Here is a 20,722-nt window from a genome sequence, read left to right as displayed (position 1 = left end):
GTTCTGTATGATTCAAACGTTTTTTAAAATCTTTTATTTAATTTTAATCGTAATTGCGATTACACCAAGGCTGTGGCGTATTAAAAGAAAAGTAAATACGATGTCACCGCAAGAAAAAGATAGTGTTGTGTATAAAACAACAAACTGGTTTGGTAAGAAGATGGTGCGTGTAGCCGGGTCGACTGTAGAAGTAAAGGGACTTGAAAATGTTCCGAAAGACAAGCCAGTACTAGTTGTAAGTAATCATCAAAGTAATATGGATATTCCTGTTTTACTTGGTTACTTAAATAAGCCAATTGGATTCGTTTCAAAAGCAGAAATTAAAAAGTTTCCGGTTGTACCAACTTGGATGGAACTAATGAATTGTGTGTTTATGGAACGTAACGATCGTCGTCAATCTCTTAAAGCAATTAAGGATGGAATCGAGCTATTAAAGAACGGGCATTCTATCGTAATTTTTCCAGAAGGAACAAGAAGTAAGGGCGGCGAAATAGGAGAGTTTAAAGCTGGTAGTTTTCACCTTGCAGTAAAATCTGGCGTAGCTATTTTACCAGTAACGTTAGACGGTACATATAAAATGTTTGAGGCAAATGGAAACCGTATGAAGCCAGCACATGCAACGGTAACAATTTCTAAGCCAATTACACCAGAAGAATATGCAAGTATGGATATTAAAGAATTAACAAAACATACACAAGACGTTATTGCATCTCAATTACATAAGTGATAAAAAAGTTTCAGCTTAATTTAAGCTGAAACTTTTTTTATGCTGCTGGTAATACATAAAATAGTACGCAGAAAAACATCATTGCACTACCACCTAATACGAAAAGATGCCAAATGGCATGATTGAAAGGTAGCTTTTCCCAAAGGAAGAATATAGCACCGACAGAATATAAAATTCCACCTGCTAATAGTAGTGAAAAACCATGACCAGTTAAATTTTCATATAGCGGTTTAATAGCAACGATAATGAGCCATCCCATTATGATATAGCATAATGTTGACATTTTGATAAAACGACGTACAAAGAAAACTTTGAAGATAATTCCGCCGATTGCAAGTGTCCAAATAATTGCAAGTAACGTCCAGCCAAGTGGTCCGCGTAGTGTAATAAGTAGAAAAGGAGTATATGTGCCTGCGATTAATAAATAAATGGCTGAGTGATCTAAAATGGTAAATAACTTTTCTACTTTTGGATGATGAATACTATGTAACAAAGTAGAAAACAAGTACAGTAAGAACATGCTTACACCGTAAACAGTAAATGCAAAGACAGCAGATGCTGTACCGTGTTTAGAGGCATGGATAATTAATATGATTAAGGCAGGGATGCTTAAAATGGCACCGATACCATGAGTAATTGCATTTGCGACTTCTTCTTTCATAAATTGCGTCATACGTGTCATTTTTTCTGTCATTTTGAAAATCCTTCCTATTATTATGAAATAATATGCTGTTTTACTTACCATATCATACACAAGTGAAATAGAAAATGAAATTTGTATAATTGATTATATTTTTGAATTTTTTTGACAAAAGACGATGGATTCATTGACGTTTTCAAACTTTTTTGACAAAATAAAATTAAGTAATAGTAGGACAAGAAATCTACTTTAAAAGGAGATGGGGAAATGTTTTCAAATATTGGCTTTCCAGGGTTAATTTTAATCTTAGTAGCTGTACTAATTTTATTTGGGCCTAAAAAATTGCCGGAAATCGGAAAGGCTTTAGGGGAAACGTTAAAAGAATTTAAGAAATCAACGAAAGAATTGACTGATGAGGCATTTCAAGAGAAGGAAAAGAAGTAATTAAAATGTGATGAGTTTTCCTCGGAATGGATAAATAAAGTGTGGTGAACGAGATGGAAGATCGGGAAATGAGCGTAGTAGAACATATTGTTGAGCTTCGTAAACGAGTAATATATACAGTCTTATCATTTGTATTGTTTTTAATTATTGGATTTACTTTTACGAAGGATATATATTTTTGGCTCGTAAAAGATTTGCCGATGAAGTTAACAGTTCTCGGTCCGAGTGATGTATTGTGGATTTTTTTCTCGATTGCTACAGTATTTGCTATCGTTTGTACGATTCCTTTTGCTGCGATACAAATTTGGTTATTCGTAAAACCTGGTTTACATCCGAATGAACAAAAAATGACAGTAATGTATATACCGGTACTATCTATATTATTTATTGCGGGTTTATGTTTCGGATATTTCATTGTAATGCCGTTTCTGTTTCATTTTTTAACGAAAATTGGTAATGAAATGTTTAATACGATGTTTACGACGGAAAAATATTTTCAGTTCGTATTAAATTTAACAGTTCCGTTTGCTGTTATATTTGAATTACCTGTAGTTGTTATGTTTTTAACGAGCATTGGCATACTTACGGCAGAATTTCTAATAAAAATAAGAAGGTATGCTTACGTAACATTGATTATCATTGCATCGTGTATATCACCGCCTGATTTTTTATCTCATAGTTTAGTTGCGGTACCGCTTATTTGTATTTATGAAATTAGTATCGCCTTATCAAAGATTGTTAGTAAGCGAAAAAAGAAAAGGGAAGAAATACAGTCGAAAAGTGCCTCGTTATAAAGGCACTTTTTTATTTATTTCACTTGGTGTTGGTTAATAATCAGTGGGGGGTGGATACCCCCATTAATTAAAGTTTCACTTTATTTGTTATACTCTAGCTAAAATCGTATACAATATATAGAAGAAAAAAATTATAGAATCTCCAAAATTTAGACAAACTTTTCACTTTTATAAGTTTATACTGGATTTATCTAGCTATTTACGGGTAATAAGACTCCCGTCTCAAGGGATATATAGGACAGGGTCTGGATTAGGCGGAGATGAATGGAGCCTAAAGCTTCTAACCGTAGGGACTACGGGGTTCGCCTAAGGATACTTTAGTATTCGTAGGAAACCTTCACTTTAAACAACGTGTCGAAGCGTGAAGTGGAGGAAGTTCAAAAATCCAACGAAAAAGAGGATTGATATTGTGATTACGAAAAGTTTTTATTTCACTCATTCAACAGGGGATTGTATTAAAATATTTGAAATTCCTGTCCTACAAGCACAACATCCATTAGCGTTTCTAATTCAGTCTCGTCTTCAATTGTTTATTGCGAAAATTCAAAAACATAAAAACCCAAGATTCTCGTACTCTTTCCGTGAATATTTACAAAGTTGTTTGAAGTGGAGTGATTATTCAAATGTATATAAAACAAATACTCTTGAAAAGAATGCATAATATACAGTAAGGACAGAGTGGGTAAGCTCTGTCTTTTTCATTTTAGATATAAAAATATAATTAATTTGGTGAAATTTGTTCGAAATTGTTGAAAGCAATGGGAATGCTAGTATAATAACAAGGAGAGCGTATTGGAAAGGGAAGAATATAATATGCAAAAAATTAAAATTGTAACAGATTCAACTGCAGATTTATCTCAAGAAGTGATTGCGAAGTATGATATTCATGTTTTACCATTATCTATTTCTGTAAATGGACAAACATACTTAGATCGCGTTGATTTACAACCAGATGAATTTATTGAAGAAATGGCGAAATCAAAAGAATTACCAAAAACATCACAACCAGCTATGGGTACATTTATAGAAATGTATGAAAAGTTAGGGGAAGATGGAAGTGAAGTACTTTCCATCCATATGACAGGTGGAATGAGTGGTACTGTTGCAACAGCAAATAGTGCTGCATCAATGACAGATACGAAAGTAACGGTTGTTGACTCTCAATTCATTAGCCACGCTTTAGCATATCAAGTAATTGAAGCTGCGAAAATGGCAAAAGAAGAACGCTCACTAGAAGATATTTTAAAACGAATTGATGAAGTTAGGAAAAATACACGTTTATATGTAGTCGTAGATACATTAGAAAATTTAGTGAAAGGTGGACGTATCGGTAAAGGGAAAGCGTTTATCGGTTCTTTACTGAACATCAAACCGATTGCAAACCTCGATGGTGGAGCATACAATCCAGTGACAAAAGTTCGTAGTCAAGGGCAAGTTGTTAAAACTTTAGCTAAATTATTTGAGCAAGATACAGCAGGAAAAGTTATTAAGGCTGTTGCTGTTCCACATGCAAAAGCAATTCCTTTAGCAGAAAGTGTAAAAGCTGCTGTTGAAAAAGTGAGTGGATTCACTGAATCGGAAATTTTCTTTACAACACCAATTATCAGTACTCATACAGGGCCAGGCGCAATTGGTTTTATGTATTTAGCAGAATAAAAAAAACTACTTGAAATATATTTTCAAGTAGTTTTTTTATGTGTAAATGAAATAAGAAATGAGAAGGGCAATACAGGCGCTTCCGCTAATGATATAGCGAGTCTGTAAGTAATCTTTCATGGAAAACACCCTTTTCGATTTTCTATAGTATATGATAAATTATTCGAAAAAGTAGCTCTGTTATACATGAGAGGTTTCAATAATTTTTTCTGGCTCTTTCTCTAGTGTAGTAGGGCTATAAGTGAAAGTCTGACCTAAAAAAAGAACATGTAGTTGTTCCCACGGTAGCATTCGTAAATTCCAGTTATTACGAAGCCGTGTTACAGCTTCTCTTGGCGTTTCATCTGCTAACGCAAAAGTTCCGTAATGCATTGGAATAAAATGCGTAGCGTTTATATCTAAATAGGCTTGCACGGCTTCTTCTGGTGAAACATGGGATACTTTCATAAACCATTCTGGTTCATAGGCACCAATTGGCATGAGTGCAATATCAATTGAAAAACGTTTGCCAATTTCTTTAAATCCTTTGAAATAACCACTATCACCGCAAAAATAAATGGTTTCTGAAGTAGTCTTATTATCGATAATCCATCCTCCCCAGTGAGAGGTATTCATATCAAATAATGATCTTCTCGTCCAGTGCTGGGCAGGTACGAAGTGAAAAGCAACTTCATCAATTGTTGTACTGTCCCACCAGCTGTATTCTTCTACATTGATGAATTTTTTACGAGTAAATAATTTTTTAAATCCACTTGGCACGAGGTATAAAACATCATCATTCAGTTGACGAAGAGATGAAAAGTCTAAATGGTCATAATGGCCGTGTGAAATAAGCACAATATCAATTTTAGGTAGTTCATCTATAGCGAGACCTGGCTGTGTAAGTCTTGGAACTAGCTTTAATTTATTTGCCCATACTGGATCTGTTAAAATGTTTAAGCCGTTCGTTTGAATGAGAAAAGTGGAGTGACCGATCCATGTAACAGTCGTTTTTTCAAAGTTATTTTTCAGAAATTTACTTTGTTTAACAGGTGAGTGTTCTACTAGAAAAGAAAAATCTTTTTTGTTTTGTTTTCTCTCTTTACGCCAGCGTAAGAAGGAGCGAATTGACTTTTTTGTACTCACATTATCCATATTTTCATAGCGCTTTGCCATGAACATCACCTCATTTAAAATCGTTGTAGTTGTATTGTACCGAAATGTTGTAAAGGAAAACAGTGTGTAAAATGGATTAATGTTTAAGGAATTGTAAAAAAAATAGATAATTACCTTTACAAAATTTAACCCTATTAGTGAAGGCTAATAATCAGCGGAGGATGAACCCAAAAAAACTGATCAAAATTTCACTTTATACTGGATTCTTGTTTGTAAATAAAGTATAGAAAAATAATAGTAGTTAACGATAGAACTTTTGTCTAGTAATTCGCTTAATAATAAGAAGTAACATACGTAAAATCGTACGATTTCGTGAACAAATGAAGTAAACAATTTTCTCATAGTGTTTACTTGGGGTATGATATACGTAACCTACATAAATTATGGTAAGAGAAAAGAGGTTTAATCAATGAAGCGTTATCAAAAGTTAATTGGTCTTATGGTTGTTTTTTGTCTTTTTGTACTAGCTGGATGTAGTAATTCAGGCTCGAAACTCCGTAAACCATTAAACTGGGATTTAGAAACTTTCCAATTTACAAATCAAGAAGGAAAGCAGTTTGGTACAAAAGATTTAAAAGGAAAAGTATGGGTTGCAGATTTCATGTTTACAAACTGTCAAACAGTTTGTCCGCCAATGACTGCTAATATGGCGAAATTACAGAAGATGGCGAAGGAAGAGAAATTAGACGTTCAGTTTGTATCGTTTAGTGTAGACCCTGACCTTGATAAACCAGAAAATTTGAAAGCTTTCATTCAAAAGTTTACAGAAGATACAAGTAACTGGAACCTGTTAACAGGTTATTCACTGGAGGATATTACAAAGTTTGCAAAAGATAACTTCCAATCGCTTGTAGATAAACCAGAGAATGGGCAAGTAATGCATGGTACATCATTTTATTTAATTGATCAAAATGGAAAAGTAATGAAGAAATATAGTGGTATTAGTAATACGCCATACGAAGATATTATACGTGATATGAAGCGATTAGTGGATTAAAAAGAAGGGTGCTTAGCACCCTTCTTTTTTTCTTTTAGTCTATGGATAAAATGTCATGCTGTTGTGGCAGTTTCGGTGCGCGAATTTCTAACACACCGTTTTGATAAGAAGCTTTCGCTGCTTTTTTATTAATTAAATATGGTAACTTAATAATTCTTGACGCTTCTGAAATGGAACGTTCTCGGCGATAATAGTTATGAGATGTTTGTTCTTCTTCTGGCTCTTCAAGTATATCTTCTTTTACAGAGACTTTTAAGTACTCGCTTTGTATTTCAATTTGAATTTGTTCTTTTTGTATACCTGGTAGTTCGGCTGTAACGACGAGTTCGTCACCAACTTCGTATAAATCTACTGGGAATGTTAATAAACGGTTTCCTTTTTGGAAAAAATGATTTAAATCAGCAATTACGCCACGAAGAGGTGTTTGTTCGAAAAAATCATCAATTTGCTTTAAATAATTACGAACCGGTGGGCGAGAAGAATCTTTTTTTTCTTCACTCATGGTATTCCCTCCTAGAAATCAATTTGCAATATCATATGACAAAAGCGGAGAAAGGTGAGTGCCTAGTTTTCATGTTTTCATAAAAAAATGTTAAAAATGTGAAATGGAGTGATTTTTTTATAGTTTTTGGTCGCCATATTCAGTTGATTATGCTAGTATAAATAGGGTTGATATAGTAGTATTGAGACAGAATGAAAACTGAAAGAGGGTAAGAAGTATGTGTGGTTTTGTAGGATGTTTATGTGAAAACCCTAGAGAGTTTTCAGAAACAGAAAAACATCAATTTGAAAATATGAACACGATGATTTTCCACCGCGGTCCAGATGACGAAGGATATTTTCGTGATGAACATGTACAATTTGGCTTCCGCCGTTTAAGTATCATTGACTTAGAGGCAGGACATCAGCCGCTAACTTATGAAAATGATCGATATGTAATTATTTTTAATGGTGAAATTTACAATTATGTAGAACTACGTGAAATGTTACTTGAAAAAGGTGCAACTTTTGCTACACAATCTGATACAGAAGTTATTATTGCATTGTATGCACATATGAAAGAAAAATGTGTAGACTACCTTCGTGGTATGTTCGCATTTATGATTTGGGATCGTGAAGAAAAGAAACTTTTCGGTGCACGTGACCACTTCGGTATTAAGCCTTTATACATCGCACAACAAGGTGATACTACATTCTTCGCATCTGAGAAGAAAAGTATTATGCATGTAATGGAAGACAAAGGGGTAAACCCAAAGTCATTACAACACTACTTTACGTACCAATATGGTCCAGAGCCAGAAACATTAACAATTGATGTTAACAAAATTGAGCCTGGTCATTACTTCGTAAAAGAAATCGGTAAAGAGATGGAAATCCATCGCTACTGGAATCCTTATTTCAACGCTTCAAGCGCAACGAAAGAGGAGCATATCCAAGCAATTCGTGATGTATTATACGATTCTGTAAAAGTACATATGCGTAGTGATGTACCAGTAGGTTCTTTCTTATCTGGTGGTATCGATTCATCTATTATTGCTTCTATCGCAAGAGAAATGAATCCAAATCTATTAACATTCTCTATTGGTTTCGAACAACGTGGTTTCAGTGAAGTTGATGTTGCGAAAGAAACTGCTGAGAAATTAGGAGTTAAAAACCATAACGTATTCATTACAGCGCAAGAATTTATGGATGAGTTCCCAAAAATTATTTGGCATATGGATGATCCTTTAGCGGATCCAGCAGCTGTACCATTGTATTTCGTTGCGAAAGAAGCGCGTAAACATGTAACGGTTGTTCTTTCAGGTGAAGGTGCAGACGAGCTATTTGGTGGATATAACATTTATCGTGAGCCAAACTCTTTAAAAATGTTCTCTTACATTCCTAGCCCAGGAAAGAGTGTTCTAAAGGCATTAAGTGGTGCTCTTAAAGAAGGGTTTAAAGGAAAAAGCTTCTTAGAGCGTGGATGTACGCCAATCGAAGAGCGTTACTATGGAAATGCGAAAATCTTCCGTGAAGAAGAGAAAGCTGAATTAATGAAGTATTACGATGAAAGTGTTAACTATATGGATATCACGAAACCATTGTATAACGAAATTAAAGATTATGATGATGTAAGTAAAATGCAGTACATTGATATGTTCACATGGTTACGCGGCGATATTTTATTAAAAGCTGATAAAATGACGATGGCAAATTCATTAGAACTTCGTGTACCGTTCTTAGATAAAGAAGTATTTGACGTTGCATCTAAAATTCCGACAGAATTTAAAATTGCAAACGGAACAACGAAAGCTATATTACGTGAAGCTGCTCGTGGAATTGTTCCGGATCACGTGTTAGATCGTAAAAAGCTTGGATTCCCAGTACCAATTCGTCATTGGTTAAAAGATGAAATGCACGATTGGGCTGTAAATATTATTAAAGAAAGCAAAACTGAGCATTTAATCGAAAAACAGTATGTATTAAACTTACTGGAAGCACATTGTGCAGATAAAGGCGATTATAGCCGTAAAATTTGGACTGTACTTGCGTTTATGGTATGGCATCAAATTTATGTTGAGCATAAATACGATACGAATAAGTTCCACGAAGAAACAAAGCGTGCGTATAGCTTAGTTTAATAAAAAACCTTAAGGTCGCATTCGATCTTAAGGTTTTTTTCATAAATTGCATTTATTATTGATACAATAATAGTAAAAGGATGGACAACATATGATTACGTTTGAGAAAGTAAATATAGAAAATGAAAGCGCTGTAAAAGAAATGTTTCATTCACACAGCTTAGATGAGAAAAAGGTTCAGTATTGTGTAAAAGTTGATGATACATATATTGGTGTAATAGATTATAGCATTCAAGAAGAGAGTGCTATTTTGTCACAGTTAATTATTCATTTTGATTATCAAGGTTATGGATACGGGACAAATACGTATTTTACATTTGAAGAAATGATGAAACAGAGAAATGTGAAAGAAATAAAAGTATTGCAAGAGATATTTACGGAACAAGCTAAATCTTTCATAGAGGGATCTGGTTTTATTGAGGAAAATGGAATATATGTAAAGAAAATATAGTGAATATTGATTACTTGATGAAATGAATATGGGGTAGGTGAATGTATGACAATGACTGCTGGTCTTGCATTAGTTGGAAGTTGCTTTATTGTAGCGGAGTTATGCCAGATTTTCATTCGAAAAAGAATGTATAAGAAGAGCAGGCCATATGAATTACAATATATACCTGTGTTTGTAATTTTGTTTTGCATGTTATTTGTATTACAAAACGCATCTCATTTCCCGCCTCTTTTGAACATCTTTTTGAAGTTTGGTTTGCTATATAGCGGCTTTGGAATATTTCTTTTATTTCTTTTATTTTGCGTACGCTACATCCACTATCAATCATACATATTCATTTTAAATTGGTTAAAAAAAAGTGATAGAACCCCCCTTACATAAGGGGTTTTTTTATTTGTACTTGTAACGGAACTTGTACAATTAACCTAAAATAGGACGAGTAGAAATGAAAGCTTATTACAATAAAGAAAGGAACGAAAAAGATATATGAAACTTGTTATAGACGCAGGGCATGGTGGATATGATTCTGGTGCTGTTGGTAATGGGTTAGTGGAAAAAGAGTTAACACTTCAAATTGCTAGACGTGTACGAGATATTTTATCTGCAAATTATCCAATCAATATTAAAATGACACGTGATAGTGATGTGTTTATCTCTTTATCAGAACGTGCTAATATTGCTAATTCATTTGGTGCAGATTATTTTATCTCATTTCACATTAATAGTGGCGGTGGCACTGGATTTGAAAGTTATATTTACAACGCGCTATCTAATAGTAGTTCCGCATATGAAAAGCAACAAAAAATGCATGCAGCAGTCAATCCTGTATTAACAAAATACGGCCTTCGTGATCGAGGAGAAAAAAAAGCAAATTATGCGGTACTAAGAGAGACTGCAATGGATGCAATTTTAACTGAGACTGCTTTTATTGATACAACGTTTGATGCTAATTTATTGAAAAACCCACAATTTATTGAAGATTTAAGTCAAGCATATGCAAACGGAATAGCAGCTATTTTTGGAGTAGCTCCAAATCCGAATCCTCCAAATCCACAACCTCCAAATCCTCAACCAACACCACAAACGAAGGGGATTGCTTATATCCTTGGGAAAAATGTGAATTTAAGAAGTGGTCCATCAACGTCTTCTTCAGTTATTCGTCAACTAAACTCCCCAGAATCGTATGTCGTATATCAGGAAAGTAACGGATGGTTAGACTTAGGAAATGGACAATGGGTGTATAATGACCCTTCGTACATTAATTTTGTAAAGACGAGCAATAGTGATGGAAGCGCAATTGGTGTCGCATATATATAAGGAACGAATGTGAATTTAAGAAGTGGTCCATCAACATCTTCTTCAGTTATTCGTAAATTAAATAATCCGGAATCTTATTTAGTATATATTAATCAAAACGGTTGGTTGAACCTTGGTGGAAATCAGTGGGTGTATAATGATCCATCATATATTAAATATAATCAATATTGAAAAGTATAATTGAACATGTCTCCATCTTATTGCTGAAATGATAAGATGGAGACATGTTTTTGTATTACTTATGTTATTTGTTGACTGGAATAATAATTACTTTCTTATGGTCATTGATTTTTCAAATGTTTTGAATGAAAAAATGAGGGTTAAAGACGGATATATATGTATTTCGAATGGGGACGAGTGTCTAAATTATATGTATTTAAAAAGTTTTCTGATATATGTATTGACAATATGTAAGATATACATTATTCTTTTGAATGTTATTGATAATCACTTTCAACTAGGAGGACATATGACACGCACTAAAAATATGCTTATACTTTGCATTATGTTACTAATGATCATAATCGCAGGGTGTGGTAAAGAAGAGACGAAAGAAAACGATGCATCAGTAAAGGAAAAAGATTCATATAGTATCAAGCATGCAATGGGTGAAACGACAGTAAATGGTACACCGAAAAAAGTTGTCGTTTTAACAAATGAGGGTGCGGAGGCTCTTTTAGCTGTCGGAGTAACGCCAGTTGGAACTACAAAACCACGTGCTGGTGATGAATGGTATCCTCATTTAGCGAAAGAGTTAAAAGATACGAAAGTTGTAGGAACTGAGCGTGATATTAATTTAGAGGCAGTTATGAAGCTTAAACCGGATTTAATAATCGGGAATAAAATGCGTCATGAAAAAATATATGAGCAGTTAAAAGAAATCGCACCAACTGTTTATGCTGAAACGTTGCGCGGGGATTGGAAAGAAAACTTTACGCTCTATACAAAAGCTGTAAATAAAGAAAAAGAAGGGCAAAAGGCTCTTGAAGATTATAAAAAACGTATTGAGGGAATGCAAGAGAAGTTAGGAGATAAATTGAATTCTAAAGTCTCTATCATTCGCTTCGTACCAGGTGATGTTCGGATTTATCAGAAAAACTCATTCTCAGGTGCTGTTTTAAATGATATTGGATTTAAGCGACCAACACTACAAGATAAAGATGAATTTGCGATAAAAGGAATTACAAAAGAGCAAATTCCGAATATGGATGGGGATTACTTATTTTACTTCACATCTGATAAAGATGCAGATAAGAATAACGAAGGAACCACGTTAGCAAAAGAATGGACAGAAGACCCACTCTTTAAGCAGCTACAGGCTTCTAAAGACAATAAAGTATTCCAAGTGGATGAAGTAATTTGGAATACAGCAGGCGGTATTAAAGCTGCAAACTTAATGCTAGATGATATTGAAAAATATTTTTTGAAATAAATGAATGGTTGAGTGCATCACTTTAAATAGGTGATGTACTTTTTTGTTTAGTTAAATACAGAAAATTCCTTCTTTTAAGTGTGGATAAGTTGTACAATAAAACCAATCATGGAATAAAGGAGTGGGAAGGAATGAAAGCTACTCATAAAGATTGGATTTTGTTTAACGGAAGAATTGTAAATACGAAAGAAGAACAGCCGATGGTTGCGTTAGAAGAGCGAGGACTCCAATTTGGTGACGGCATATATGAAGTATTTAGGCTATACGATGGGAAGCCTCATTTATTAGACTTACATTTGGAACGCTTTTTTAAATCTATGAGGGAAATAAATATTGTTCCGCCGTTTACAAAGGAAGAGTTAGTTGAAGAACTTCATCAAATGATTGAAAGAAATCAATTTCAAGAGGATGGGAATGTGTATCTTCAAATATCACGTGGAGCTCAAGCTCGAAATCATGTGTATGAAAAAGATTTACAGCCAACATATTTTGCGAATATTGTTTCGTTTCCAAGACCTACCGCTACTATGGAACAAGGAATAAAGGTTACTGTAGAAGAGGATATACGCTGGAAGTTCTGTCATATAAAATCTTTAAACCTTCTACCTAATATCATGATTAAAAATAAAATAAACGAGCAAGGGTATCAAGAAGCGATATTAGTACGAGATGGAGTTGTAACAGAAGGGTGTCATTCGAATTTCTTTATGGTGAAAAATAATAAATTAATTACACATCCGGCCGATAATTTCATTCTACACGGCATTACTCGCCACTACGTTATTACATTAGCGAAAGCTTTACATATTGAAGTAGAAGAGCGTGAATTCTCATTGCAAGAAGTATATGAGGCTGACGAATGTTTCTTTACAGCGACACCACTTGAAATATTCCCTGTTGTTCAAATTGGTGATGAGAAGTTTGGAAGCGGCGAAAGAGGACCAATTACGAAAAAACTACAAGCTGTATATGAAGAAAGTATTAGTTTGTTTAAAGTGACAAATTAGTAATGAGGAAAAAAGCTGGTATTCCCCCAGCTTTTTTTCATGATATAATTCAACCATAGGACAAGTTTTGAAAACGCTGTAAAAAGGGGATTTAATGTATGAATTATGAAGATTTTAAAGAAGTAATTCACGGTAGACGAAGTGTTAGAAAGTTTACAGAACAAGAAGTATCCACTAGTGATATAAAAGAAATTATTGATTGTGCTCGTTATGCACCGAGTGATACGAACTCACAAACGTGGGAGTTCTTGGTCATTATGAACCGAGAGAAAATTAAAGAAATTGAACAAATGACATGGGATGCATTACATAAACTTGCGGCAAAAGCAGCAGAAAATGGAGAAGAGAAAGCAGGGAAATTACTTACACGTTCTTTCGGTCCATATGCGACAGCTTTCTCTGAGGCGCCAGTATTAATCGTATGTTTAGCAACACCATATGAATCAAAGTTTCGTGAAAAGATATTTGATCCAATTGCCTTCGTTCCTGATTCAGTATGGGAAGAGGAAGGAATTAAGAGTAGCTGTTTAGCAGCACAAAACTTAATGCTGGCTGCACATGCGAGAGGACTGGGTACTTGTCCAATGACAGGACCTGTATTATTAGCTCAAGATGAACTGCGACAATATTTACAAATTGAGCCTCAAAAACAAATTAATATGGTAATTTCACTCGGGTTTCCGAAAGATAAGCCGAAGAAACTTTCGCGAAAAGAAGTTGATGAGATTACAACATTTATTTTCTAAATGTTATGTAGAAAAGACATTGAAATGACAATGTCTTTTTATTTTGAATGGATATTTCTTTAGTGAATTGGGCTAAAATGATGAATAGAGTGGAATTACTATTTATTTCTTTTAAAAAATTAATGTTCTTAAAATGAAAGTATGGTACAGTAATCGTGAGCAAGCTAATATTTGTTCATGAAAGTGTTAAAAACTAGTTTTAAAATTAAGAAGTTATTTTTGTATAATAAATTATAATGAAATAACAGGGGGGATGAATTTTGAAGAAATTCATAATCACTGGATTGTCTGTATTGTTATTAGTAGGCTGTGGTGCTCCAGAGGAAAAAGAAGATGCACAGTCAAACCAGGAAGAACAAGTTGTAAATGCAAGTGATGAGAATATGGTCGTATTTCCTGAAGGAGCAGTACCAATCGGAGAAGGGAAAGTAAAAGTAACTACGCCAGATGGTACCTCTGAAAATGGCAATATACCAACTGTATTCATAAAAAAGGATACTTTAATTCAGCAAGTCGAATTAGAACTTTCCAATTTTCAAAATGATAAAGAAACATTTGTATTTGTAGATCAAATATTTGCAGATAAACATCAAGTAACTAGTACAACACAGACAACAGTACAATTAAAAGAAAAGACGCTTGAGACAGGTAGTCATACGATTACCGCAGCTCAGTTTGAAAACAATGACCCAAAAGGAAAAGTCATTAGCTTTAATCAAGCGACGTTTGAAACGAAGCCTGCGTCTTAATATGGAAAAAAGTACATTACTCAAAAGTAGTGTACTTTTTAGTTTGGATTGAATTATGTCATTGAAAATAATTTGTTTCACTTTTTAGTATGAATAGGAAGAACTTATTCTTTACTATCATGTAAGAGAAAGGGATTGAAAGTTTGAAACGAGTTATTCGTATTTTCTTATTTATTATAATGTTTTCGGTCATTTGGTTTACTTTACAAGAGGCGGTTGAAGTTACGCTCAATTATCAAATTCATGACTTGTTAATTGGAGCTGTATGTTTTGTCATTGGGTACCGGTTTTATCCCGCTTTAACGGGCAGTAAGAACCCCACCTAAAAATTCGGCACATGCGAGGAAGTTAGGTGGGAGATCAACTGCCCGTAAAAGCCCGATTGGTGTGGGCTAATAATCAGAGGGGATGGACAAAACCCCCTCTGATTAAAGTTTCACTTTATGATAAACTCGGATTAAGGTAAGTATTGAGAGGGAAATGTAGGTATTTCATTTGTAATGTCGAATAGTACATACGATGTCGTAATAACAAATTTTCTATTGTTTACTGTGAAACAGAAGAAGGAGAGATTGTAGTTATGAAAAGAGCGCTTATAAATATTGATTATACATATGACTTTGTAGCTGAAAAAGGTGCTTTAACTTGTGGGAAACCAGGTCAAGAAATTGAGAAGGAACTTGTAAATGTAACGAAACAATTTATTGAAAATGGTGATTACGTAGTATTTGCGATCGATAAACATGAAGACAATGATGTATATCATCCTGAAGCGAAGTTATTCCCACTTCATAATATAGCAGGTACAAATGGAAGAGACTTGTTTGGTGGATTACAAGATGTATACGAAAAATATAAAAATGCTGAGAATGTATATTACATGGACAAAACGCGATACAGTGCATTTGCTGGAACAGATTTAGAGATGAAGTTAAGAGAACGAGGAATAGAAGAAGTGCATCTTGTAGGTGTATGTACCGACATCTGTGTTCTTCATACGGCAGTAGATGCTTATAATAAAGGATTTAAAATTGTCGTTTATGAAAAGGCGGTTGCATCTTTTAATGCGCAAGGACATGAATATGCGCTTGGACATTTTAAATCTTGTTTAAATGCAGAAGTGAAGTGAAAAAGAGGCCTTCAAAAAGGTCTCTTTTTCACATTTAAATAGAGACGACTTGTTGCTGAATTAGTTTTTTTATGAATGGACTAATGTTTTCTGGTAGTTCATTTAAATCGAAAAATTGTACATGAAATGATTCAACTCCGTCTGCTTTTAACGAGCCGCTTTTAATGTCTCGGCAAAGGTATGCGATTGTAATAGGATAAAATTCATCTCCATGTGGTAATTGTACAAAAAACTCTTTACCTGAAAATACACTTACTAACTGAAGTGTACCAATTTCAATACCTGTTTCTTCAAGTACTTCTCGTCTTCCAGCTTCTTCTGTGGATTCACCAAGTTCCACAAAACCTCCAGGAACACCCCAAATGCCATTTCGTCTTTGTTGGAGTAATATATTTCCTTCTTCATTAAAAACAGCTACAGCAACTCCTGCTAGATTAAGTGGTCGTGATCCAGCAAGCTCTCTTAGTTCTTCAATATATCCCATTGTTTGTAACCTCCGTGAGAAAAAAGTATCAAATGAAATATTCGGTGTTATGTGAATATTTTCCTTGTAACGAGGTGAGTATTGAGGACTTGAAAGAAAGTCGTTTATAAAAATTTCTGTTGCTATCTCCCTTAAGATTATTAAAAAGGGTATATTTATAGTAAATAGAAAAGGACATCTGAAGTTGAAAGATTGATTAAAGGGTTATATTGTTGAAGATGAACTAGGAATACAAATACATAGTTAAGAAAGTAAAATGAAAGGTTAGGGTAAAAGAGGTTCCGAAAGCAAGTTTTGAGATAATCAATAAGTATTTACAATAGATTAGCTCTGCATGAAATTTTCATTAGTAAGGAAGTGGATAGATGAGTTTATTAACGTATACTGAGGAGTTTTTTAATTATGTAAGGGAATTTTTACTTTTAAGGTTTTTACTATTTGCTTTAGTTCTTATGATTATTTCTTTTGTCATAAACCGCATTATTGATTGGTTTTTTAGAAAATCAAGCTTTTTTGATGAAGAGGTAGAGCAGACGATTCAAAGTGTAATTCGATCTATTTTTAGGTATATCATTATCATCAGTCTGATCATATATTTAATTAGTCAATTTGTAGATATAAAAAGTATTATTGCAGGTGCAGGGATAGCGGGAGTTGTCATCGGTTTTGCTGCACAACAGATGCTAAAAGATGTAATATTAGGCTTTGCAAGATTAGCGGACAAAGAGTTTCGTGTTGGCGATTTTGTTACTTTTAACGGAACAAATTCAGGAACCATTGAGGAAATTAGTATTCGTTTTATGCAAATTCGTGAATGGTCAGGAAAACTCCTTACCATACCACACGGAGAGATTAGAACGATACAAAATTTTAATAAAGGATGGATGCGAGTTATTGAACGCATCACGGTAAGTTATCAGGAAGATCCTACAAGAGTTAAGGAATTGTTAGAAGAAGTATGTGTTATTTGTAATGGGAAATTGGATCAAAGTCTTTATAGAGTAGATGATGAAGCTGTTGAACCATTTAAATATGTTGGGGTTACAGACTTAAATCCTAACCTTAAATATGTTGGATATGAATTTTGTATTACAGGTTTGATTAGGCCAGAAGATTATTTTGAAACTTCTAGACAAGTAAGATTTGAATTAATGTCTATGCTCCATAAAAATCAAGTACAAATGCCAGCAGCGAATATGTTCGTTAACACTGAAAGTTTACAAAATATCCATGTGGGACAATCTTTATCAGACAGTTAATGAAAACTAGCTAATTTCTGTTTTGGTTTAGAATTTAGATTTGCAAATCATCAGATTTGAATGAACTGTATGGGATATCTCCTAAAAAAGAGCTGAAGGAATTCGGTTCTTTTTTTGTTTGTAGTATTTAGAAATTTCTTAATGTTATAATGGTAGTTGGTGATGAAAATGAACATAGATGAAAAAGAGATGCATCGTTTAGAAGCATTAAAAGAAATTGCTGAGTTACTAAATGAAGCAACAAACTTACAGGAAATGTTAGGGAAAGTGTTACATACATTATTACAAGTTATGAATTTACAAACAGGGTGGATATTCTTTATTGATGAAAGTGGAAAGCATCGTATGCTTGTAGACCAAAACTTACCCCCCGCTCTTACGTGGCAGGAAAAGAAGCCGATGTGTGAAGGAGATTGTTGGTGTGTAGAACGTTTTGTGAATGGAAGATTGGAAAAAGCGACAAATATTATTGAATGTAAACGAATAGAGGATGCGATTGAATGTAATTGGGGCGAGACAGAAGATGTTACACATCATGCGACAATCCCGCTAAGATCTGGATCAGAGAAATTTGGTCTATTAAATGTAGCCTCGCCTCATAAAACACATTTTTCTGAGGAAGAGTTAGCGTTATTAGAAGCGATTGCATTTCAAATTGGAACGACAATACAACGTATTCAATTAGTTGAGAAAGAACGAAAATATGTAGTTGTAGCTGAAAGAAATCGATTAGCTCGTGATTTACATGATTCCGTTAAACAATTGTTATTTTCAATTATGCTAACAGCGAAAGGGACTCTAAATATGACGAAGGATAGAGACTTGCAAGAGATGTTAAGTTATATTGGAGAATTATCACAGGAAGCATTACAAGAGATGACACTTTTGATTTGGCAATTAAGGCCTGAAGGATTAGAGAAAGGTTTAGCAGAAGCGATTCAAAATTACGGAAAACTGTTAGGGATTCAAGTGGAAGTTCGAATTGATGGAATGGTTTTAATTGAAGATGAAATAGAAGAAGTTTTATGGCGTATAAGCCAAGAGGCATTACATAATTGTAAAAAGCATGCTTCGTGTGAAAAAGTATGTGTTCATTTAAGGATTGAAGATAATAAGCTGCACTTTTACATAGAAGATAACGGAATAGGATTTATACAGGATCAAGTCAGAGAGTCAGCACTTGGTTTGAAAAGTATGAAAGAACGAATTGAATTAATGAGGGGAATTTTTCGAATAAAAGCAGAACCGGAAAAGGGGACAAAGATAGAAATTCAATTACCGGTTTGAGAGGGAGAACGTCAGTGAAAATTAAATTATTACTTGTAGAAGATCATCATATCGTTCGAAGAGGACTCGTATTCTTTTTGAAGACGAGAGAAGAATTTGAAATTATTGGGGAAGCAGAAAATGGTGAAGAAGCATTAACGTTCGTCCAAACAGAAAGGCCAGATGTAGTATTAATGGATTTATCAATGCCGAAAATGGATGGTATTGAAGCGACAAAACGTATAAAGCAATACGATGAGACAATAAAAATTCTTATGCTCAGTAGTTTTTCAGAACAAGATTACGTTTTACCAGCATTAGAAGCTGGGGCAGATGGTTATCAATTAAAAGAGGTGCAGCCAGATCAACTCGTTGCGTCAATTGTTGCGGTATATCAAGGAAATGCGAATTTTCACCCGAAAGTAACACCTGCACTATTAGGACGGTCAGCAGTCAAGAAAGAAAAAGAGAATCCTTTTTCCATATTAACGAAAAGGGAGCAAGAAGTACTTCGTGAAATTGCGAAAGGAAGGAGCAATAAGGAGATTGCAGCAGAGCTTCATATTACAGAACAAACTGTGAAAACACACGTTTCTAACGTATTGGCTAAATTGGAAGTAGATGATCGTACACAAGCTGCATTATACGCAGTAAAGCATGGGGAAAACTAGAAATAAGTATGAATAATTGTGTCATATGTTACGGTAGAATACATAGGAGCAAATAAAATGTATAGTGATGCGCCAAATAGAGGTTTTTCTTCTTTCAATAATTAGGTACAATAAAGCTACTATGGAAGGGGAAGATACGCTATGCCTGGTACAAAAAGTGGGATTGGAAAGATTCAGGCTTCGTTAAATGGTTTATCACCGAAATTACGAAGTATTGCCGAACATATTTTGAAACATCCACAAGATGTTGTACATAAATCGATTACGGAATTAGCGGAAGTTACGAATAGTTCCGAAGCAACGATATTCCGCTTATGCAAACACTTAGGTTTTCAAGGGTTCCAAGACTTGAAAATTACATTAGCTCGTGAGATTGTACATACCCCAATGCAAAATATTCATGAGGAAGTATCGGTAGAAGATAATATGGTCACTGTTGCTAAAAAAGTTTTTCATTCACATATTACAGGACTGCAAGATACATTACATTTGTTAAACGATAACGCGTTGGAACAGGCAGTAAGTGCGCTGAATGAAGCGAAACGAATTGAGTTTTATGGAAATGGTGGTTCGGGTATTATTGCGATGGATGCTTATCATAAGTTTATGAGAACGGGTATTTCTTGTATTGCTCATACGGATTCTCATTTTCAAATTATGGGAGCTGGCTTGCTAACAAAAGAAGCAGTGGTCATTGCAATTTCTCATTCGGGCAGTAATAAAGGTTTACTTGAAGCGTTAGAAGTAGCGAAAGCAAGAGGGGCCAAAATTATTGCGATTACGAGCTATCAAAAATCGGCATTAAGCCAACTTGCTCATATAACGTTATATACTTCGACGCGTGAGACTGAATTTCGTACAGAAGCAAGTTCATCACGATTAGCGCAGCTTAGTTTATTAGATACTTTGTATGTGGGTTTGTCGTTGCAACGACAGGAGGAAACACTGCAAAATTTACAAAGCATACGTGAAACAATTTCAATGAAGCGAATATAAAAAGCTCTTCAAATGAAGAGCTTTTTAGTTTGTTGATATATCCTCAAGATCTACTTGCCCGTAGAAATAAGCAACATGTTCATCTTTAGCGTTTCAATTAGTTTTATCCCGCTATTTGCGGGCAGTAAGACTCCCGCCTCAAAATTAGGCACATACGAGGAAGTTAAGTAGGAGATTAACT

General features: G+C 34.3%; 23 protein-coding genes and 1 pseudogene. 20 read left to right on the top strand and 4 right to left on the bottom strand.

Annotated elements, in window-relative coordinates; genetic code table 11:
• The first annotated feature begins 7 nt into the window (after positions 1-7).
• Complete coding sequence (locus MR071_RS13460) at positions 8-727, top strand: lysophospholipid acyltransferase family protein (protein WP_105586361.1); 720 nt, start codon at positions 8-10, stop codon at positions 725-727.
• Positions 728-764: 37 nt separating this feature from the next.
• Here the strand turns inward: MR071_RS13460 and trhA are convergent, their stop codons facing one another.
• A complete protein-coding gene (trhA, locus tag MR071_RS13455; RefSeq protein ID WP_105586360.1) occupies positions 765-1,421 on the bottom strand; it encodes a PAQR family membrane homeostasis protein TrhA in 657 nt (218 codons plus the stop codon).
• Between the two features lie 213 nt (positions 1,422-1,634).
• Here trhA and MR071_RS13450 point away from each other — a divergent pair, with 213 nt between their 5' ends.
• The 4 genes from MR071_RS13450 (at position 1,635) to MR071_RS13435 (ending at position 4,261) form a co-directional block, all read left to right on the top strand.
• Positions 1,635-1,811 (top strand): twin-arginine translocase TatA/TatE family subunit, encoded by a 177-nt coding sequence (locus tag MR071_RS13450; RefSeq protein WP_002141629.1) that lies wholly within the window; start codon positions 1,635-1,637, stop codon positions 1,809-1,811.
• 53 nt (positions 1,812-1,864) lie between these two features.
• The gene (tatC, locus tag MR071_RS13445) at positions 1,865-2,605 is read left to right on the top strand and encodes a twin-arginine translocase subunit TatC (protein ID WP_242236358.1); all 741 of its coding nucleotides are present in this window, start codon (positions 1,865-1,867) and stop codon (positions 2,603-2,605) included.
• Positions 2,606-3,014: 409 nt separating this feature from the next.
• A complete protein-coding gene (locus tag MR071_RS13440; RefSeq protein ID WP_105586358.1) occupies positions 3,015-3,266 on the top strand; it encodes a DUF2535 family protein in 252 nt (83 codons plus the stop codon).
• A gap of 152 nt (positions 3,267-3,418) precedes the next feature.
• Positions 3,419-4,261 carry a DegV family protein gene (locus tag MR071_RS13435; protein ID WP_105586410.1) on the top strand — a complete coding sequence of 281 codons (843 nt, stop codon included), beginning with the start codon at positions 3,419-3,421 and terminating at the stop codon, positions 4,259-4,261.
• Positions 4,262-4,441: 180 nt separating this feature from the next.
• On the opposite strand, the gene MR071_RS13430 is transcribed toward MR071_RS13435, so the two are convergent.
• A complete protein-coding gene (locus tag MR071_RS13430) occupies positions 4,442-5,416 on the bottom strand; it encodes an MBL fold metallo-hydrolase (RefSeq protein WP_242236356.1) in 975 nt (324 codons plus the stop codon).
• Between the two features lie 409 nt (positions 5,417-5,825).
• On the opposite strand from MR071_RS13430, the gene MR071_RS13425 reads away from it, so the two are divergent.
• A complete protein-coding gene (locus MR071_RS13425; protein ID WP_105586356.1) occupies positions 5,826-6,413 on the top strand; it encodes an SCO family protein in 588 nt (195 codons plus the stop codon).
• Between the two features lie 34 nt (positions 6,414-6,447).
• Here MR071_RS13425 and MR071_RS13420 read toward each other — a convergent pair whose 3' ends face one another.
• Positions 6,448-6,915, bottom strand: a complete 468-nt coding sequence (locus tag MR071_RS13420; protein WP_105586355.1) for an Hsp20/alpha crystallin family protein — start codon at positions 6,913-6,915, stop codon at positions 6,448-6,450.
• Positions 6,916-7,132: 217 nt separating this feature from the next.
• Between MR071_RS13420 and asnB the strand changes: the two genes are divergently transcribed.
• From asnB to MR071_RS13370, 10 genes and pseudogenes are all read left to right on the top strand, one after another.
• Positions 7,133-9,034 carry an asparagine synthase (glutamine-hydrolyzing) gene (gene asnB / locus MR071_RS13415; RefSeq protein WP_002158005.1) on the top strand — a complete coding sequence of 634 codons (1,902 nt, stop codon included), beginning with the start codon at positions 7,133-7,135 and terminating at the stop codon, positions 9,032-9,034.
• Positions 9,035-9,125: 91 nt separating this feature from the next.
• Positions 9,126-9,485, top strand: a complete 360-nt coding sequence (locus MR071_RS13410; RefSeq protein WP_105586354.1) for a GNAT family N-acetyltransferase — start codon at positions 9,126-9,128, stop codon at positions 9,483-9,485.
• 45 nt (positions 9,486-9,530) lie between these two features.
• Entirely contained in the window at positions 9,531-9,866 is a 336-nt protein-coding gene (locus MR071_RS13405) for a hypothetical protein (RefSeq protein ID WP_105586353.1), read from the top strand.
• Positions 9,867-9,971: 105 nt separating this feature from the next.
• Positions 9,972-10,973, top strand: a pseudogene (locus MR071_RS13400) (N-acetylmuramoyl-L-alanine amidase).
• Between the two features lie 298 nt (positions 10,974-11,271).
• Complete coding sequence (locus tag MR071_RS13395; RefSeq protein WP_105586352.1) at positions 11,272-12,234, top strand: ABC transporter substrate-binding protein; 963 nt, start codon at positions 11,272-11,274, stop codon at positions 12,232-12,234.
• A gap of 131 nt (positions 12,235-12,365) precedes the next feature.
• On the top strand, positions 12,366-13,241 hold the full coding sequence (gene dat / locus MR071_RS13390) for a D-amino-acid transaminase (protein ID WP_105586351.1): 876 nt from the start codon (positions 12,366-12,368) through the stop codon (positions 13,239-13,241).
• Positions 13,242-13,339: 98 nt separating this feature from the next.
• Positions 13,340-13,987 (top strand): nitroreductase family protein, encoded by a 648-nt coding sequence (locus MR071_RS13385; RefSeq protein WP_002012699.1) that lies wholly within the window; start codon positions 13,340-13,342, stop codon positions 13,985-13,987.
• A gap of 260 nt (positions 13,988-14,247) precedes the next feature.
• The gene (locus MR071_RS13380; protein WP_105586350.1) at positions 14,248-14,736 is read left to right on the top strand and encodes a putative periplasmic lipoprotein; all 489 of its coding nucleotides are present in this window, start codon (positions 14,248-14,250) and stop codon (positions 14,734-14,736) included.
• 143 nt (positions 14,737-14,879) lie between these two features.
• Complete coding sequence (locus MR071_RS13375) at positions 14,880-15,062, top strand: hypothetical protein (RefSeq protein ID WP_255834012.1); 183 nt, start codon at positions 14,880-14,882, stop codon at positions 15,060-15,062.
• Between the two features lie 254 nt (positions 15,063-15,316).
• Positions 15,317-15,865 (top strand): cysteine hydrolase family protein, encoded by a 549-nt coding sequence (locus MR071_RS13370; RefSeq protein ID WP_105586349.1) that lies wholly within the window; start codon positions 15,317-15,319, stop codon positions 15,863-15,865.
• A gap of 34 nt (positions 15,866-15,899) precedes the next feature.
• On the opposite strand, the gene MR071_RS13365 is transcribed toward MR071_RS13370, so the two are convergent.
• The gene (locus MR071_RS13365) at positions 15,900-16,349 is read right to left on the bottom strand and encodes an NUDIX hydrolase (RefSeq protein ID WP_105586348.1); all 450 of its coding nucleotides are present in this window, start codon (positions 16,347-16,349) and stop codon (positions 15,900-15,902) included.
• Between the two features lie 365 nt (positions 16,350-16,714).
• Here MR071_RS13365 and MR071_RS13360 point away from each other — a divergent pair, with 365 nt between their 5' ends.
• The 4 genes from MR071_RS13360 to MR071_RS13345 all read left to right on the top strand — a co-directional run bounded on the left by MR071_RS13360 (position 16,715) and on the right by MR071_RS13345 (position 20,541).
• Complete coding sequence (locus MR071_RS13360) at positions 16,715-17,608, top strand: mechanosensitive ion channel family protein (RefSeq protein ID WP_105586347.1); 894 nt, start codon at positions 16,715-16,717, stop codon at positions 17,606-17,608.
• A gap of 168 nt (positions 17,609-17,776) precedes the next feature.
• Entirely contained in the window at positions 17,777-18,895 is a 1,119-nt protein-coding gene (locus tag MR071_RS13355; RefSeq protein ID WP_002202134.1) for a GAF domain-containing sensor histidine kinase, read from the top strand.
• Between the two features lie 14 nt (positions 18,896-18,909).
• Positions 18,910-19,545 (top strand): response regulator, encoded by a 636-nt coding sequence (locus MR071_RS13350; RefSeq protein ID WP_105586345.1) that lies wholly within the window; start codon positions 18,910-18,912, stop codon positions 19,543-19,545.
• Positions 19,546-19,686: 141 nt separating this feature from the next.
• Positions 19,687-20,541 (top strand): MurR/RpiR family transcriptional regulator, encoded by an 855-nt coding sequence (locus tag MR071_RS13345; protein ID WP_002136112.1) that lies wholly within the window; start codon positions 19,687-19,689, stop codon positions 20,539-20,541.
• The last annotated feature ends 181 nt before the right edge of the window (positions 20,542-20,722 follow it).

This window comes from Bacillus cereus group sp. BfR-BA-01316 (assembly GCF_022664195.1).
Lineage (GTDB): Bacteria > Bacillota > Bacilli > Bacillales > Bacillaceae_G > Bacillus_A.
This window is presented reverse-complemented; position numbering and strand designations above follow the sequence as displayed.

What these genes read in the sequence shown, in the direction of transcription:
- tatC (WP_242236358.1), top strand. Translation starts at nt 1,865, where the DNA reads ATGGAAGATCGGGAAATGAGCGTAGTAGAACATATTGTTGAGCTTCGT.
- MR071_RS13365 (WP_105586348.1), bottom strand. Translation starts at nt 16,349, where the DNA reads ATGGGATATATTGAAGAACTAAGAGAGCTTGCTGGATCACGACCACTT.
- MR071_RS13355 (WP_002202134.1), top strand. Translation starts at nt 17,777, where the DNA reads ATGAACATAGATGAAAAAGAGATGCATCGTTTAGAAGCATTAAAAGAA.
- MR071_RS13450 (WP_002141629.1), top strand. Translation starts at nt 1,635, where the DNA reads ATGTTTTCAAATATTGGCTTTCCAGGGTTAATTTTAATCTTAGTAGCT.
- MR071_RS13385 (WP_002012699.1), top strand. Translation starts at nt 13,340, where the DNA reads ATGAATTATGAAGATTTTAAAGAAGTAATTCACGGTAGACGAAGTGTT.
- dat (WP_105586351.1), top strand. Translation starts at nt 12,366, where the DNA reads ATGAAAGCTACTCATAAAGATTGGATTTTGTTTAACGGAAGAATTGTA.
- MR071_RS13420 (WP_105586355.1), bottom strand. Translation starts at nt 6,915, where the DNA reads ATGAGTGAAGAAAAAAAAGATTCTTCTCGCCCACCGGTTCGTAATTAT.
- MR071_RS13370 (WP_105586349.1), top strand. Translation starts at nt 15,317, where the DNA reads ATGAAAAGAGCGCTTATAAATATTGATTATACATATGACTTTGTAGCT.
- asnB (WP_002158005.1), top strand. Translation starts at nt 7,133, where the DNA reads ATGTGTGGTTTTGTAGGATGTTTATGTGAAAACCCTAGAGAGTTTTCA.
- MR071_RS13430 (WP_242236356.1), bottom strand. Translation starts at nt 5,416, where the DNA reads ATGGCAAAGCGCTATGAAAATATGGATAATGTGAGTACAAAAAAGTCA.
- MR071_RS13425 (WP_105586356.1), top strand. Translation starts at nt 5,826, where the DNA reads ATGAAGCGTTATCAAAAGTTAATTGGTCTTATGGTTGTTTTTTGTCTT.
- MR071_RS13345 (WP_002136112.1), top strand. Translation starts at nt 19,687, where the DNA reads ATGCCTGGTACAAAAAGTGGGATTGGAAAGATTCAGGCTTCGTTAAAT.
- MR071_RS13360 (WP_105586347.1), top strand. Translation starts at nt 16,715, where the DNA reads ATGAGTTTATTAACGTATACTGAGGAGTTTTTTAATTATGTAAGGGAA.
- MR071_RS13395 (WP_105586352.1), top strand. Translation starts at nt 11,272, where the DNA reads ATGACACGCACTAAAAATATGCTTATACTTTGCATTATGTTACTAATG.
- MR071_RS13460 (WP_105586361.1), top strand. Translation starts at nt 8, where the DNA reads ATGATTCAAACGTTTTTTAAAATCTTTTATTTAATTTTAATCGTAATT.
- MR071_RS13405 (WP_105586353.1), top strand. Translation starts at nt 9,531, where the DNA reads ATGACAATGACTGCTGGTCTTGCATTAGTTGGAAGTTGCTTTATTGTA.
- MR071_RS13410 (WP_105586354.1), top strand. Translation starts at nt 9,126, where the DNA reads ATGATTACGTTTGAGAAAGTAAATATAGAAAATGAAAGCGCTGTAAAA.
- MR071_RS13435 (WP_105586410.1), top strand. Translation starts at nt 3,419, where the DNA reads ATGCAAAAAATTAAAATTGTAACAGATTCAACTGCAGATTTATCTCAA.
- trhA (WP_105586360.1), bottom strand. Translation starts at nt 1,421, where the DNA reads ATGACAGAAAAAATGACACGTATGACGCAATTTATGAAAGAAGAAGTC.